This is a genomic window from Sphingobacterium puteale, from assembly GCF_003627955.1.
Lineage (GTDB): Bacteria > Bacteroidota > Bacteroidia > Sphingobacteriales > Sphingobacteriaceae > Sphingobacterium > Sphingobacterium puteale.
On the sequence record NZ_RBWS01000014.1, the window covers coordinates 185924 to 200075 of the forward strand.

Genomic DNA, 14152 nt, shown 5'->3' on the forward strand with positions numbered 1-14152 from the left:
GCATCCTTCCCCTATGAATAAAGAGTCGAACAGTGTGTATAAAAGTACCTGCTGCTACTGTGGTGTAGGTTGTGGGGTGAAGATATCGGTCGAGAAAAATCAGCTGATTTCCGTTACCGGTGATACCGAACACCCTGTCAATCAAGGCAAATTATGTAGCAAAGGCATGAACCTGCAATATACAGTCAACGATCGCTCAGACAGGCTCCTCTATCCGCAGATGCGCCATCACAGATCCAGTCCGCTTCAACGCGTTTCATGGGATGAGGCGTTGGATCGTGCTGAAGCCGTCTTTCGTACATTGATTGCAAAATATGGCCCTGACACGGTGGCATTTTATGCTTCCGGACAATGCCTTACGGAGGAGTATTATATCCTCAATAAACTGGTCAAGGGATTTATTGGCACAAATAATATTGATACCAACTCTCGTCTTTGTATGAGCAGTGCTGTTGCTGCTTACAAAAAAACGCTGGGAGAAGATAGCGTGCCGATATGTTACGATGATATCGAGCTTGCTGATTGCTTTCTGGTCGAAGGAGCCAATCCCGCTTGGTGCCATCCGATCCTTTGGCGACGTATTGAGGCGCACAAGGCTAAAAATCCAAGAACCAAAATTATTGTTGTAGACCCTCGTATTACGGATACCTGCGCATTGGCTGATCTGCATTTGCAGATTAATCCGGGAACGGACATCGTACTCAATTATGCGATAGGAAGATTGCTTATCGAACAGGGAGATATAGATCTTGGTTTTATAAACGATCATACCGAAGGTTATGAAGTGTACAAAGAGCGGGTGTTCGAACGCACTTTATTGGAATCTGCTGTAATATGCGGTGTCCCAGCAGAGGATATTGAGCGTGCAGCCAGCTATATTGGTGAATCTAAAGGCTTTTTGAGTTTGTGGACAATGGGCCTGAATCAGAGTGTGGTAGGTGTTAACAAAAACCTGAGCCTAATTGATCTCAACCTGATCACAGGGAAAATTGGGAAGCTGGGAAGTGGTCCTTTTTCACTAACTGGGCAGCCCAATGCTATGGGAGGCAGAGAAGTTGGCGGACTTGCCAATCTCCTGCCCGCTCACCGTGATATAGATAATAAAAAACATCGCGATGAACTTCAACAGTTCTGGTCTGGCACTACTCTGAGCGGCAAACCGGGGCTAACAGCCACCGAAATGTTCGAAGCATTAGCCGACGGGCGATTGAAAGCAATTTGGATTATTTGCACCAATCCCCTCACCAGCCTTCCCAATGCACGGCTTGTGGAAAAAGCATTGCAAATGGCTAAATTCGTCGTCGTTCAGGAGATATCAAATAAGCCCCAGACACTGGACTTTGCAGATATTATTCTTCCCGCAGCTGGATGGGCCGAAAAAGAAGGTACAATGACGAATTCAGAACGCAGGATCAGTCACCTGCATAAGGCTATTTCACCCCCGGGCGAAGCTCTTCCTGATGCAGAAATCTTTTCACGATTTGCACAGAAAATGGGTTTTAAAGGTTTTTCATATCCTACACCTGAGGATATCTATAAAGAACATGCACAGTTAACCTCTGGGACAAGTATTGACATTTCCGGCTTAGATTATACACTTATTGACAGCCTGCAAACCGTACAATGGCCTTTTGATCTGAAAAAGAAACAAGGAACAACACGTCTTTTTCAAGACAAAGAATTTCTTACTCCGAGCGGTCGTGCACAATTACATAGCCCTCCTGATCAGCATTACAGCGAACTGCCTGACCAAAATTTTCCGCTTATCCTGACAACAGGACGAATCCGTGACCAATGGCATACGATGTCGAAAACAGGTAAGGTAAGTAAGCTTAATCAGCATATCCAGGCTGCATTTTTGGAAGTTCACCCAAACGATGCCGCAACGCTGAACTTGGCTGACGGACAATTGGCAAATGTTTATTCCATAAGAGGGGAAGTTCGTGTCAGGACACGGGTTAGTAAGACGATTAAGCCCGGAGTGGTTTTTCTGCCGATGCATTGGGGCAAGCTATTGGGGTCTGATCTTCATAGAGCCAATAACCTGACCAACGATTTAGTGGATCCTATTTCCAAGGAACCTGACTTTAAATTTTGTGCTGTACGTGTTGAAGCCCATGTGAAGAAGAAAGAACGTATTGTTATTATTGGTGCTGGTGCTGGAGCACATGGCTTTGTTCGTTCCTTTCGGGAGTTAAACAAGACCGATGAAATTGTCATTTTTAGCAATGAGGATCTGCCCTTCTATAATCGTGTTATGTTACCACATTATGTGAGCGGAGAACTTAAATGGGAGCAATTGGTCAAGATGAAAGATGCCGAGGAGCCCTTACTGGATATAAAACATATACGTGGTGTGCAGGTTAACACTATTGACCGAGACAATAAGTGCATCTGGGATTCCAGGGGAATTAAAACACAGTATGATGTCTTGATTCTTGCGACAGGCAGCCGCCCCAGTCTGCCAAAGCATGTACCGCAATTGCCCGGTATTTTTACAATGCGCCGTCGTACGGATGCCGATCTTTTGAAACGGTACCTTCCCGAACAGGCACATGTCGTTATCGTGGGCGGAGGTCTATTGGGACTTGAAATGGCAGCTTCACTCCGTGAGAATGGAACGAAAATCACCATTGTGCAACGCGTTTCGCGTTTTCTGAACCGGCAGCTTGATTCTCTGGGAAGCCAATTGCTTCATGAACAAATGGTAGATCTCGGTTGTGATATATTCTACAATGATGAAGTTCAGCTATACTGTGGCCGCAATAAGCTAACAAAGATCGAATTAAAAAGCGGAAGACAGATAAAATGCGATGCTGTTATCTTGGCAATTGGCACTACTCCCAATATTGAGTTGGCTAAAGAGGCTAATCTCATATGCCAGCGTGGCGTGGTTGTGGATCATCATATGCAAACCAGTGACCCTGCAATCTATGCTATTGGTGAGATTGCTGAATTTGAGGGAACACTCTATGGTATTACTGCAGCGGCCGAAGAACAGGCAGCTATTGTAGCCCATTACCATCAAGGTGATATCAGCAGCCATTACAAGGGAAGCCTGTTTATGAATATTATCAAAATACAAGGTTTTGACCTCTGTAGCATTGGTTTGACTGAAGCGCCAAATGAAGACTATGAAGAGATTATTTTTATCGACAAGGCTAAGCGTTATTATAAAAAATGTATTATCTATCAGGATAGACTTGTCGGTGCCATTTTAATTGGAGACAAAAATGAATTTCTCGAATTTAAAAACTTGATAGCAAACAAGATTGAATTAAGCGAGAAACGTCTGCAGTTGCTACGAGGTGGTGCCGCAAAAGAAGATGTCATTGGTCGTTTGGTATGTTCATGCAGTCAGGTTGGAGAAGGAAACCTACAGCGACGTATGAGCGATGGATGTATCGATCTTCAGGAGTTATGTACATTGACTGGTGCGGGAACGGGTTGTGGATCTTGTAAACCCGAGGTTAAGCGCATTCTGGAAAACTATAGAATAGAAAAGGATCAGGAGATAAAATCCTATAAAAAGTAAAACAATGAAAAACGAACAGTTTGTTAAGATTAACCTCTCGGGGGGTGCAATCTCTCCAGGAGAACTTACCAACCTATTGATCCCGCTGGAAGAAGCGGGTATAACAGAGGTTAAATTCGGTAGTAGGCAGCAAATGTATTTTCGGATAAATGATGTACAACTTGAAGAATTGGAGTACACATTGCTCAATCAGGAGTTTGCTTATGAAATTTGCCAGGAGGTATATCCAAATATTGTAAGTTCTTATGTCTCAGATGGGCTTTTCAATCAAAGTTCGTGGATACGTGAAGGGGTATATAAAGATGTGCTGGATAGTTTTGATTTCAACCCAAGGTTAAAGGTGAATATTGTGGATTCTACTCAATCTCTTGTACCCTACTATACTGGAAATCTAAATTTCATCACTTCCGAACTTAGTAATTATTGGCATCTACAGCTTCGATTTCCCAAAAGCACGTTATTTCATTCTTGGTCAACTTTAGTAAATACTGACGATATTGCAGGACTCAGTCAATTTTTGGAATCGATGATGATTGAAACAATGGTTACAACAGCAGATGAAGGACAACAACTTGGTCAAAAATTGGAGGGATTAGCCGCTGCATCTGGAAAATTTCTTTTTCAGCCCATAGGGCAACCCTTTTCGGAAACCACATTTAAACTTCCTTATTATGAAGGATTTAACACTTATCAAGATAGACTTTGGTTGGGGGTATATCGGCGCTCTGAAACTTTCCCAATCATTTTTCTGCGCGATATATGTGCCCTCTGTATGCAACACAGGATTGGCCAACTCTATACTACACCATGGAAGTCAATCATTATCAAAGATATTCAAGTTAACACAAGACCATCCTGGGACGTCGTATTGGATCGACATCGGATTAACTTGCGTCATGCCCTCAATGAGCTCAATTGGATGACGGAAGATTTTGATCCCACAGCATTAGCCCTTAAGCAGGAATTGGTGCACCATCTGAACTGGTTGGACATTCGTACTTATAAACTGTGTTTTGGAATTAAAATGCATCCCAAGAGCGGGATTTGGGGCTCGGTAATTTTGCGTTTCATTGACTCCAGCGATAATAAATCTTGGTTCCAAGTTGAACATACGCACGATTTTAACCCCAATTCAAGAGACTTTGTCACTTACCGTAAACGCGTGGAGCGCGGAGAACTCACAGGTGTAATTTTGGCGCTGTGTGAAGATTTTTATCAGCTTCAAGGTCGAGAAGCAGTTCGAGAATTTTCGAATATCCATATTCCGGCTACCACGGAAAAATCTGATCTGATTAGTATTACCTATCAATGTCCAGCCTGTCAGACAATTTACGACCCCATTTGGGGGGATAGTACACAGGGTATCGCCGCAGGGACCTCATTTGAAGATCTGCCTGCGACATATTGCTGTAGTATTTGTGAAAGCGAAAAGTTTACTTTCAGCAGATTGATAAAATAGCCAGTAAAGGCACATCGTCTTCCTGACGACCGTTTCACATCGCCGATCAGTCAATACACTGTAAACTTTAAAAAATGCTGCAACGGATTTCATGCCGTCAAGTTTAACAAAATCATCAACTGCCTCGTTGATGGAAGCGTTTCAAATTTGCGGTAAAATATGTATCTTCAATAAGATTGATCCATTAAAAACAATCATGATAATTCCTAATGATAATAGAACACATCCTTTAAATGGCCTGGTGCTTATCGGCGGCAGAAGTCAACGCATGGGGAGTCCAAAAGAAAAGATCAAATGGCACGGTAAAGAACAAGTATATTATTTAGCCGATTTATTACGGAATTACTGTAAAGACGTTTACATTTCTTGTCGTCCAGAACAGTTAGATGAAATAGCCGTCGGTAAAAAGATGGCGTCAAACTACGCGTGGCTTCCCGATCGTTATAAAGATATAGGTCCTATGGGCGGTATTTTGACCGCTTTTGAATTTCAGTCAGAGCAAGCATGGCTTGTCGTCGCTTGTGATTTACCCATACTGGGACCAGAAGCAGTCGATTACTTAATCCAAAAACGTGACCCTCGAAGGATTGCCACTGCATTTATAAGCTCAAAGGACAATTTGCCCGAGCCATTGTTTGCGATTTGGGAACCCTATAGTCTGCCTATAATCCAGCAGATGTTTGCGCAAAATAGATTATCTCCACGCCAGGTTCTGATAGAATATTATGCATTGTGCGTTCAAGCACCTGATCTGCAAACCCTTACCAACGTTAATACACCTACTGAAGCCAAAATTGCAGAGGCTATGATAACAAAGAAAAGTCAAAGCAGCTGAAGTGCCTCGCAATAAGCATTTCGTCTACCTTTTTGTATCTCTCAGAATTTTGTTGTTCAATTTTGATCTTCACATATTTAGACGCCGGCATATTGCTTTTTTTTACTACATTGCTGACTGACACAAATACATTTGCCTCCGGAAAATACGTCGCTGTATTGTCGACATGATCAGCATTTGAGACTCGGATTCGGAAAGTTGTCACTCTGATCCTCCATGGTATTGTCGATGCAAACAAAATCCTTTTCGACGAGTATTTTAACCGGTCCTGACTGACCTTCGAAACCTATTCTTTCTGTGTCCACCAATTCCTTTATCATATTGGTAGGTAATCCGATCACAATTTCATTTTCAACAAAAGAGGCAATGAGTTCTGCAGTATCCGTTTGCACAATACGATATACAAAGGGCTTATTGATAAATTCGGTTCGACAGTCAACCTCACCAGTATTGCCAAGTTTATCGATTTCAGACATCGTCAATCGCAGTCTAACGGAATTATCCTTAATCCTTATTTTCATTTTTATATTTTTTGTTCAAATTCTTTTTTTTTAAATACTTAGATCAATTGGCAAGGTGTAGATCCGCTTCCCTGTTGCCGCATAAATCGCATTACAGAGTGCCGGTGTAAATGGCGGTACAGGAGGCTCTCCTACTCCGGTCGGTTTTGCGTCGCTATCGATAATATCCACATGGATCTGTTTTGGGGAATCAGGCATTCGAATGATCTGATAACCGTCAAAATTACCCTGCTCTACCTGACCATCTTTTACCGTGATCGTGCTTTTGAGTGCCAGACTTGCCGAAAATTGCGCACCACCTTCAAATTGCGATTTGATACGGTCCACATTGACGGCTTGCCCACAGTCGACAACATAGTAAACATTGGGAATACTGATTTTTTTGTTCTGATCCACATTTACCTCCACCACGCAGGCAACGTAGGTTAGGAAGCTTTTATGTGCTGCAAAGCCAAGTGCACTCCCTGCCGGCATGGATTTACCCCATCCAGAAAGCTTAGCTACCTGCTCGATCACCTTTTTCATGCGTGCTGTATCCCAAGGGTAATCTTCGATCTTTTCACCATAATTGGGATAGCTTGTCTTGATCAGTTCCTGCTCAAAAGTAATGTGGCGGTCTTCACCGAGTAGCTCCAGGGCATTCGAAACAGCATCCATACCTCTTGCTTCAGCAATTTCGTCGAGCATTGTCGCAGCGGCAAAAACCTGTGGAATATTGCGCACAGATCTCAACCAGCCAATCCGCAGATGGGCTTTTGCATCATGCGTGGCAATATTAATCGCCGGAACATTGTAAGGGAAATCCGAGGCTCCCAACATTAATTCACCATCACTGGGTTGTACCACAGATAGATCCTCAGTTGCAGAGATAGACGGATTAGCAATATGATGGGCCCAGCCACTTAGTTTATTTTGGCTGTCGATGGTGGCGACAATACGCTGTACACTCATGGCGTGGTAGTAATCATGACGAATATCATCCTCACGTGTCCACTGCACCTTGATCGGCAGACCAGATTCTTTGGCCAATATGGCTGCCTCCAGGATAAAGTCAGGTTTTGACTTTCTGCCAAATCCGCCCCCGAGGAGGGTTACGTTCATTTTCACCTTGTCCACTGCTATCCCCAGTTCGGTGGCTACCGCATCACGTGCTCCCTGCGGATTCTGTGTACAGGCCCACACTTCGCAGCTTCCGTTTTTCACGACAGCCAAAGCACAGGGCGGTTCAATGGTTGCATGCGCCAGGTAAGGTGCAATATAAGTGTGTTCAATAATTTTTTTTGCATTCGCTTTTGCGGCGTTGAAATCGCCACGTTTACGACGGAGTGTTCCCGCCTGCGCCACCACCTGCTTAAGTTCTTCGATCTGCTTGGCTGAATCGTAGCCGGCATTGGGCCCCATTTCCCATTCCACCTCCAGCAAGTCCCTGGCTTTTATAGCAGCCCAGGTATTTTCGGCGATGACAGCTACCCCAGCCAATGGTTTGGATAAGGTGGCTGGCAATCCGGCACCCTTAATCGTAATTACCTTGAGAACGCCCGGAACGGCCAGGGCTTTACTGTCGTTTACGGATTTTACTTTACCGCCTACCACCGGGCATCGCTTAATGACCGCAATTTTCATCCCTTCGACAACTGCGTCAATTCCAAACACGGCTTTTCCAGTAACAATATTGTGCAAATCAATGATCGGTGTTTCTTTGCCGATCATATTGAACTGCTGCCTGTCTTTTAGTTTCACTTCGCTGGCTTTTGGGATAGGGAGAGTTTTTGCAGTTTCTACCAAATCTCCAAAATCCTTTTTCTTGCCAGATTCCCGTTGGATAACCTGTCCATTTTTGGTATCCAATTGGTCTACGTCAACGTTCCATTCTTTGGCTGCCGCACGGAGAAGGAGTAGTCGCGCTATAGCACCGGCTTCCCGCAAGGGTTTATAAAACATCCGTACAGAAAAGGAACCGTCTGTGTTTTGGTTACCATATTTTTTCTCATCCCCTTCAGCCTGGATGATTTCCACCTTAGCCCAGTCGGCCCCCAATTCATCGGCAATAACAAGAGGAAGAGAGGTGCGGATACCTTGCCCCATCTCTGAACGATGTGCGACAATGGTGACTTTATTATCTGAACCAATCGTTAAATACACATTTGGAGCCACAGTAGCCACTTTTTTTCCTTTGTCATCACAACTAAAGAAGCTTACACCCAGAACCAAGCCACCAGTAAGCAAGCCGCTGGCTTTTAAAAAGTCGCGTCTAGAAACAGAAAAAATCTCCGAATCGACCTGATCGGTTTTTCTTTTTTGAAAAGGAGCTAATATTTTCATCTTGTTTATATTTTTGATAATACCTAGCCGTTTGTCACGGGTGTACCGGCTGCTTCTAAAATGGCTGCTTTAATCCTATTATATGTACCGCAGCGACAGAGATTGCCTTGCATAGCTTGCTCGATCTCGGCAACCGAAGGTTTCGCATTTTTCTTCAAAAGAGCTGCTGCATTCATGATCTGTCCGGTTTGACAATAGCCGCATTGAGGTACGACATATTTTTCCCAGGCTTCCTGAACAGGGTGATCACCCTCCTCTGAAAGCCCTTCGATTGTTGTAATTTTACCCTCACCGATCGCAGAGACCGGAAATGAACAGGATCGGATTGCAGTATCGTTGAGATGTACGGTACAGGCACCACATAGTGATTTTCCACAACCAAACTTGGTCCCTTTAAGACCAATGATATCACGGAGTACCCAAAGCAAGGGCATATCCTCAAGCACATCAACTTCGTGCTTTTTGCCATTTACTAAAATTGAATATTTTGCCATAATCGTTGTTTTTTCTTGTTTATGTAAGCGATATTTATCGGTTCAAATGGGATAAGCTTTCCCACTTATACGCTAGCATTCAGTTTCTTCTGTGGTACAAAATCGTTAATTAAATTAATCAAATAATTATACATTTCACGGATGTTTTTACCATTATTACAGTTTTGGTGTTTTTTAACGTGTAATTCATTAAATTTGATAAACGGCATTGTATCATATTGCTGTCGATTTAATCATTGTATCCGCGTTCCACTGTCTTGCCCGTATTTGCATGAAAGAGATTAAAGACATTGTTTTAGCTGCAGATGTAGCTGCTTCCGAAAATATCAGGATGGTGCTTGCCACTGTGGTTAAGGTTGAAGGTTCCTCCTATCGAAGACCAGGGGCCCGCATGCTGGTAACAGAAGACGGTCAAATGACGGGAGCCATCAGCGGCGGATGCCTTGAAGGAGATGCCCTAAAAAAAGCCCTCTTAGCTATCCATCAACAGAAAAATCGACTCGTCAGTTATGATACAAATACGGAGGAGGGTTCGTCAATCGGGTTACAACTGGGATGCAACGGTATAGTTCATATCCTTTTTGAATATGTAGACCTACAACGAACGGATCATCCCATCGCGTTGCTGCAACGCTTGCTTCAACAGCGTGAAGAAGGCTTGTTGATTACGTTCTTTTCTACGGACAGACAAGGAGAACAAAAAGGAACCCGCTTACTTATTAAAGATCTGAAGGAGCAGGCTTTTGCCCTAGATGCTCACTATTCACCACTGAACGAGCATATCCAATTTGCCAAAAGAGAACGAAAATCGGTTCTCACTTCCTTTCAGGAGAAAGGGAAAAACAACGAAGTGCTCATTGAATACCTCGTTCCTACCGTGCACTTGGTTATTGCCGGTGCTGGTAATGATGCAAAACCTGTCGTAGAGATAGCACATGTACTCGGTTGGGAAACTACGGTCATTGATGGACGTGCCAGCCATGTCAATGCCTCACGCTTTCCAAAAGCCACTAAGCTTCTTGTATCTCCGGCACATGAGATCGCGACCAGTCTAAGCATACACCCATGGACTGTTTTTGTGTTAATGACACATAACTATGCTTACGATCTCACACTCCTTAAAGATTTGATGCACACGTCGACACCTTATATTGGCTCACTGGGCCCGAAGATCAAATTACTACGTATGTTCGACGATATGCAAGAGGCTGGTATGACCATTACCGAAAGTCAACGAAGCATTATCTACGGCCCAGTAGGACTTGATATCGGAGCTGAAACTTCGGAAGAGATCGCTATAGCAATCGTAGCAGAGATCAAGGCTGTGTTGAATAATAGGCCAGCAACTTCATTAAAGTTCCTCAAAACGAAAATACATACTGAATACCCCACAATAATTTAGAAGACATGACGCTGACAGATACATTTGGACGGATACACAACTACCTGCGCATATCGCTTACCGATAATTGCAACCTCCGTTGTTTCTATTGCATGCCGGAGGAAGAGTATAGCTTTACCCCGAATGATAAATTGATGCAGCTGGACGAAATTGAGCAATTGGCTCGATTGTTTGTCGATCAAGGAATCAGCAAAATCCGCCTTACTGGGGGTGAACCCTTAGTTCGCAAGGATGCAGCCAATATTATAGCGCGTTTGTCCAAACTTCCGGTTGAACTCCATATGACCACCAACGGAATCCGTATCAAGGACATGTTGCCTCAAATTGTGGACGCAAAATTCAAAAGCATCAACATCAGCCTGGACACCTTGCAACCCGGAAGATTTTTTCAGATCACACGAAGGGATTATTTTGACCTTGTACGTGCCAATATAGACCTTTTGCTTGAACATGGAATTCATACCAAGATCAATATGGTGGTCATGAAAGGCATCAATGACGATGAGATTTTAGATTTTGTTACATGGACAGCGATGAAGCCAATAGAAATCCGTTTTATCGAGTTTATGCCATTCAGTGGAAACAAATGGACCAGCAACCAAGTATATACACAGGCCGACATCTTAGCGACTATCCAACGGAGCTATCCCATAGAACCGATCCCTGCAGGTCCACACGATACCGCTAAAGCATTTTCGATTGCCGGACATGCTGGGCGTATTGCTATTATAAGTACAATGACCGCCCCTTTTTGTGCAGGATGTAACCGGATACGGCTTACTGCAGATGGTAAACTCAAAAATTGCCTATTCTCTTCAAGTGAAACCGATCTATTGAAAGCATTACGGGCCGGCGATGACGTGCTTCCATTGATCCAAGCTACCATTAGTGCCAAAGCAAAGGAATTAGGGGGACAATTAACAACAGATTTTGAACATATAGACACCGATTTTCTCAAGAATCGGAGTATGATAACGATTGGTGGATGATAAAGCAAACAGGTATAGTCATATTGGCGGCCGGAAATTCTTCGCGGCTCGGCCTCCCGAAGCAGCTGCTCGAATTTGAAGGTGAGACTTTATTGCGGCGTATCAGTAGGGAAGCGCTGGCGATACCCGATGCCAGGGTATCTGTCGTGATAGGTGCTTACCCCGACCCCATCAACTCGGCGTTAAAGGACAGTAACGTCTATGTAGTAATCAATCCGCATTGGGCAACCGGAATGTCTACCTCTATTGGTATAGGCTTAAGGGATCTGCTAAAACATCATCCCAATCTGGACCGTTGTATAATCAGTCTATGCGATCAACCTTTCGTTGACCGACATGTCTTTCAGCAGCTTATTCAATTGGCCGATAGTACTGAAAAAGGTATTGTAGCAACCGGTTTTTCAGGAATATGGGGCGCTCCCGTACTTTTTGACAGAAAATATTTTGAGCATCTGATGTGTCTTGAGGGACAACAGGGGGCCAAAAAGGTAGCCGAGCAATTTCCTGACGATCGGGTTGTATTTTCTTATGAGGACGCAAAGTATGATATCGATACGCTAGACGATTATTTCAATCTCCCCCATCAGTTTATCAGTGTTCAGCAGGCCAAAGATATTATCCATCATCATCTGCCTGCGCCAAAACAGATACGGTTCCCCCTCGACGAAGCTTTAGGCTATACCTTGGCCCAAACCGTTGTTGCAAAGCAGTCAATTCCTGCTTTTCCGCAGTCATCGATGGATGGTTATGCAATTCGATATAGCGACAAAGAGCGGGAACTTCCTGTCGTGGACAAAATTCCTGCAGGAACCACGGTCGAAAAAATATTGACAGCAGGACAGGCGATGCGCATTTATACTGGAGCTCCTCTGCCTCGAGGTGCAGATACGGTAGTGATGCAGGAAAAAGTAGATTTGAGCGATACAAATACAATCCAGATTCGCGATGAAGCACTCCAATTGGGGGACAATGTGCGTCCCAAAGGGTCAGAAGTGCAGGCTGATAGCATCGCCATGCTCACGGGAACAACATTGACTCCGGCTGCTATTGGCTATCTCGCAGGCATTGGATGCAGGGATGTTCTTGTTACTGCGCCACCACGGATACAGCTTATTCTCACCGGAGACGAACTGAAACCTATTGGTACGACACTAGGATATGGAGAAGTTTATGAGTCTAACTCCTATCAGCTAAAAGCCGCCCTGCGGCAGCAAGGCATACTGCATGTCGAGAGTCGGCATGTGCCGGATGACAGAAACCTACTCCGTTCAGCTTTGGAGAATGCATTGGATACAGCTGATATTGTTCTCTTAGTTGGTGGTGTCAGCGTAGGCGATTATGACTATGTCGTAGATGTGGCTAAGGCCTGCGGTATTAAACAGCGTTTTCATCGTATCCGACAAAAACCGGGGAAACCCCTCTTTTTTGGCACTCGAAATGAAAAGCTGGTGTTTGGGCTCCCCGGCAATCCGTCCTCTGCCCTAACCTGTTTTTACCTCTACGTCGCTCCTGCATTAGAGCATATCATGCAACTTCCAGAGCGAACACGCTCCATCAAAACCTATACAACACATGCTTATAGTAAAAAGCCCGGTTTAACTCATTTCCTTAAGGCACGATACGATGGACATGCTGTTGAACCATTACACGCGCAAGAATCTTATCGCCTCCAATCCTACGCACAGGCCAATTGCCTGCTGATTCTCGAAGAGGATAGCAATGGTTGTGCCGCTGGCGATGAAGTTTTTATCCATCTTTTAACCTAATCGAGCCATGCAATTTGAGCTTTTTTATTTTTTCCTTTTTATTCTGGCTTTTCTTTACGCATCGGTTGGGCACGGTGGTGCAAGTGGCTATCTGGCATTGATGGCACTCTATGGAATTGCACCGCAGGAGATGAAACCTACAGCATTGGTACTTAACCTCTTTGTTTCTTTAACATCTTTTATACAATATTACAGGGGTCATTATTTCAAACGAAATTTGTTTTTGATGGTCGCCGTCACCTCTGTTCCCATGGCATTTATAGGCGGTATGATTACCTTGGAAGATCATTTGTACAAGAGATTGCTGGGGCTACTGCTTCTCTTTCCGATTTTTCGTTTTTTCTTTTTCAGAAGTCCAGCCGAAGATGAGCTCAAACCGTACAATAGTTATGGTGCACTGGCAATTGGTGGCATTGTAGGACTACTTTCAGGCATGATTGGTATTGGCGGTGGAATTATCCTCTCCCCTTTTCTGATCCTGCTTAAATGGACAGATCAAAAACAAACTGCGGCTATCAGTGCTGCATTTATTTTCGTAAATTCATTGTCGGGACTAGGAGGTATGCTGACAAAAGGTGTATCGTTCAATGCCCATATGTGGGGGTATATTGCCGTAGCATTCCTTGGAGGCCTGTTAGGGGCTTATCTCGGATCAAAAAAACTAAAACAGGATGCTTTAAAATACGTGCTTGCCACAGTTCTGTTTGTTGCAGCCTATAAATTGTTGTTTACCTCGGCTTAATAAATTTGAAAAACAATATGGCTCTATTTCTCCGAATTGGATAAAATAAGCATAGTTAACACGTCTTTCGATTGTAGGATGAGCAAA

At 43.9% G+C, this 14152-nt stretch carries 10 protein-coding genes; 7 read left to right on the forward strand and 3 right to left on the reverse strand.

The window, feature by feature from the left end:
* Window positions 1-13 precede the first annotated feature (13 nt).
* From D7322_RS18640 to D7322_RS18650, 3 genes are all read left to right on the forward strand, one after another.
* A complete protein-coding gene (locus D7322_RS18640) occupies window positions 14-3535 on the forward strand; it encodes a nitrate reductase (protein WP_121125752.1) in 3522 nt (1173 codons plus the stop codon).
* A gap of 4 nt (window positions 3536-3539) precedes the next feature.
* Window positions 3540-4994: a rubredoxin gene (locus D7322_RS28970; RefSeq protein WP_121125753.1), complete on the forward strand. Its 1455-nt coding sequence runs from the start codon at window positions 3540-3542 to the stop codon at window positions 4992-4994.
* 130 nt (window positions 4995-5124) lie between these two features.
* Window positions 5125-5829, forward strand: coding sequence for an NTP transferase domain-containing protein (locus D7322_RS18650; RefSeq protein ID WP_183078760.1), 705 nt, complete (start codon window positions 5125-5127; stop codon window positions 5827-5829).
* 170 nt (window positions 5830-5999) lie between these two features.
* Here D7322_RS18650 and D7322_RS18660 read toward each other — a convergent pair whose 3' ends face one another.
* From D7322_RS18660 to D7322_RS18670, 3 genes are read right to left on the reverse strand one after another with little or no spacing between them, the layout of a single operon-like run.
* Entirely contained in the window at window positions 6000-6350 is a 351-nt protein-coding gene (locus D7322_RS18660) for a DUF7009 family protein (RefSeq protein ID WP_121125755.1), read from the reverse strand.
* A gap of 30 nt (window positions 6351-6380) precedes the next feature.
* A complete protein-coding gene (locus D7322_RS18665; protein WP_121125756.1) occupies window positions 6381-8672 on the reverse strand; it encodes a xanthine dehydrogenase family protein molybdopterin-binding subunit in 2292 nt (763 codons plus the stop codon).
* A gap of 23 nt (window positions 8673-8695) precedes the next feature.
* Window positions 8696-9166, reverse strand: coding sequence for a (2Fe-2S)-binding protein (locus D7322_RS18670; RefSeq protein WP_121125757.1), 471 nt, complete (start codon window positions 9164-9166; stop codon window positions 8696-8698).
* Window positions 9167-9437: 271 nt separating this feature from the next.
* Here D7322_RS18670 and D7322_RS18675 point away from each other — a divergent pair, with 271 nt between their 5' ends.
* The 4 genes from D7322_RS18675 to D7322_RS18690 are packed head-to-tail and all read left to right on the forward strand — an operon-like array spanning window position 9438 to window position 14065.
* Complete coding sequence (locus tag D7322_RS18675; protein ID WP_121125758.1) at window positions 9438-10568, forward strand: XdhC family protein; 1131 nt, start codon at window positions 9438-9440, stop codon at window positions 10566-10568.
* 5 nt (window positions 10569-10573) lie between these two features.
* Entirely contained in the window at window positions 10574-11557 is a 984-nt protein-coding gene (gene moaA / locus D7322_RS18680; protein ID WP_121125759.1) for a GTP 3',8-cyclase MoaA, read from the forward strand.
* Complete coding sequence (locus tag D7322_RS18685; protein ID WP_121125760.1) at window positions 11554-13323, forward strand: NTP transferase domain-containing protein; 1770 nt, start codon at window positions 11554-11556, stop codon at window positions 13321-13323. The genes moaA and D7322_RS18685 overlap by 4 nt, the downstream gene beginning before the upstream one ends.
* Window positions 13324-13330: 7 nt before the next feature.
* Window positions 13331-14065, forward strand: a complete 735-nt coding sequence (locus D7322_RS18690; RefSeq protein ID WP_121125761.1) for a sulfite exporter TauE/SafE family protein — start codon at window positions 13331-13333, stop codon at window positions 14063-14065.
* Window positions 14066-14152: the final 87 nt, after the last annotated feature.

Bases quoted from the DNA above. Each gene is read 5' to 3' on its own strand.
- D7322_RS28970 (WP_121125753.1), top strand. From the start codon at position 3,540: ATGAAAAACGAACAGTTTGTTAAGATTAACCTCTCGGGGGGTGCAATC.
- D7322_RS18675 (WP_121125758.1), top strand. From the start codon at position 9,438: ATGAAAGAGATTAAAGACATTGTTTTAGCTGCAGATGTAGCTGCTTCC.
- D7322_RS18690 (WP_121125761.1), top strand. From the start codon at position 13,331: ATGCAATTTGAGCTTTTTTATTTTTTCCTTTTTATTCTGGCTTTTCTT.
- D7322_RS18670 (WP_121125757.1), bottom strand. From the start codon at position 9,166: ATGGCAAAATATTCAATTTTAGTAAATGGCAAAAAGCACGAAGTTGAT.
- D7322_RS18665 (WP_121125756.1), bottom strand. From the start codon at position 8,672: ATGAAAATATTAGCTCCTTTTCAAAAAAGAAAAACCGATCAGGTCGAT.
- D7322_RS18650 (WP_183078760.1), top strand. From the start codon at position 5,125: ATGGAAGCGTTTCAAATTTGCGGTAAAATATGTATCTTCAATAAGATT.
- D7322_RS18685 (WP_121125760.1), top strand. From the start codon at position 11,554: ATGATAAAGCAAACAGGTATAGTCATATTGGCGGCCGGAAATTCTTCG.
- D7322_RS18660 (WP_121125755.1), bottom strand. From the start codon at position 6,350: ATGAAAATAAGGATTAAGGATAATTCCGTTAGACTGCGATTGACGATG.
- D7322_RS18640 (WP_121125752.1), top strand. From the start codon at position 14: ATGAATAAAGAGTCGAACAGTGTGTATAAAAGTACCTGCTGCTACTGT.
- moaA (WP_121125759.1), top strand. From the start codon at position 10,574: ATGACGCTGACAGATACATTTGGACGGATACACAACTACCTGCGCATA.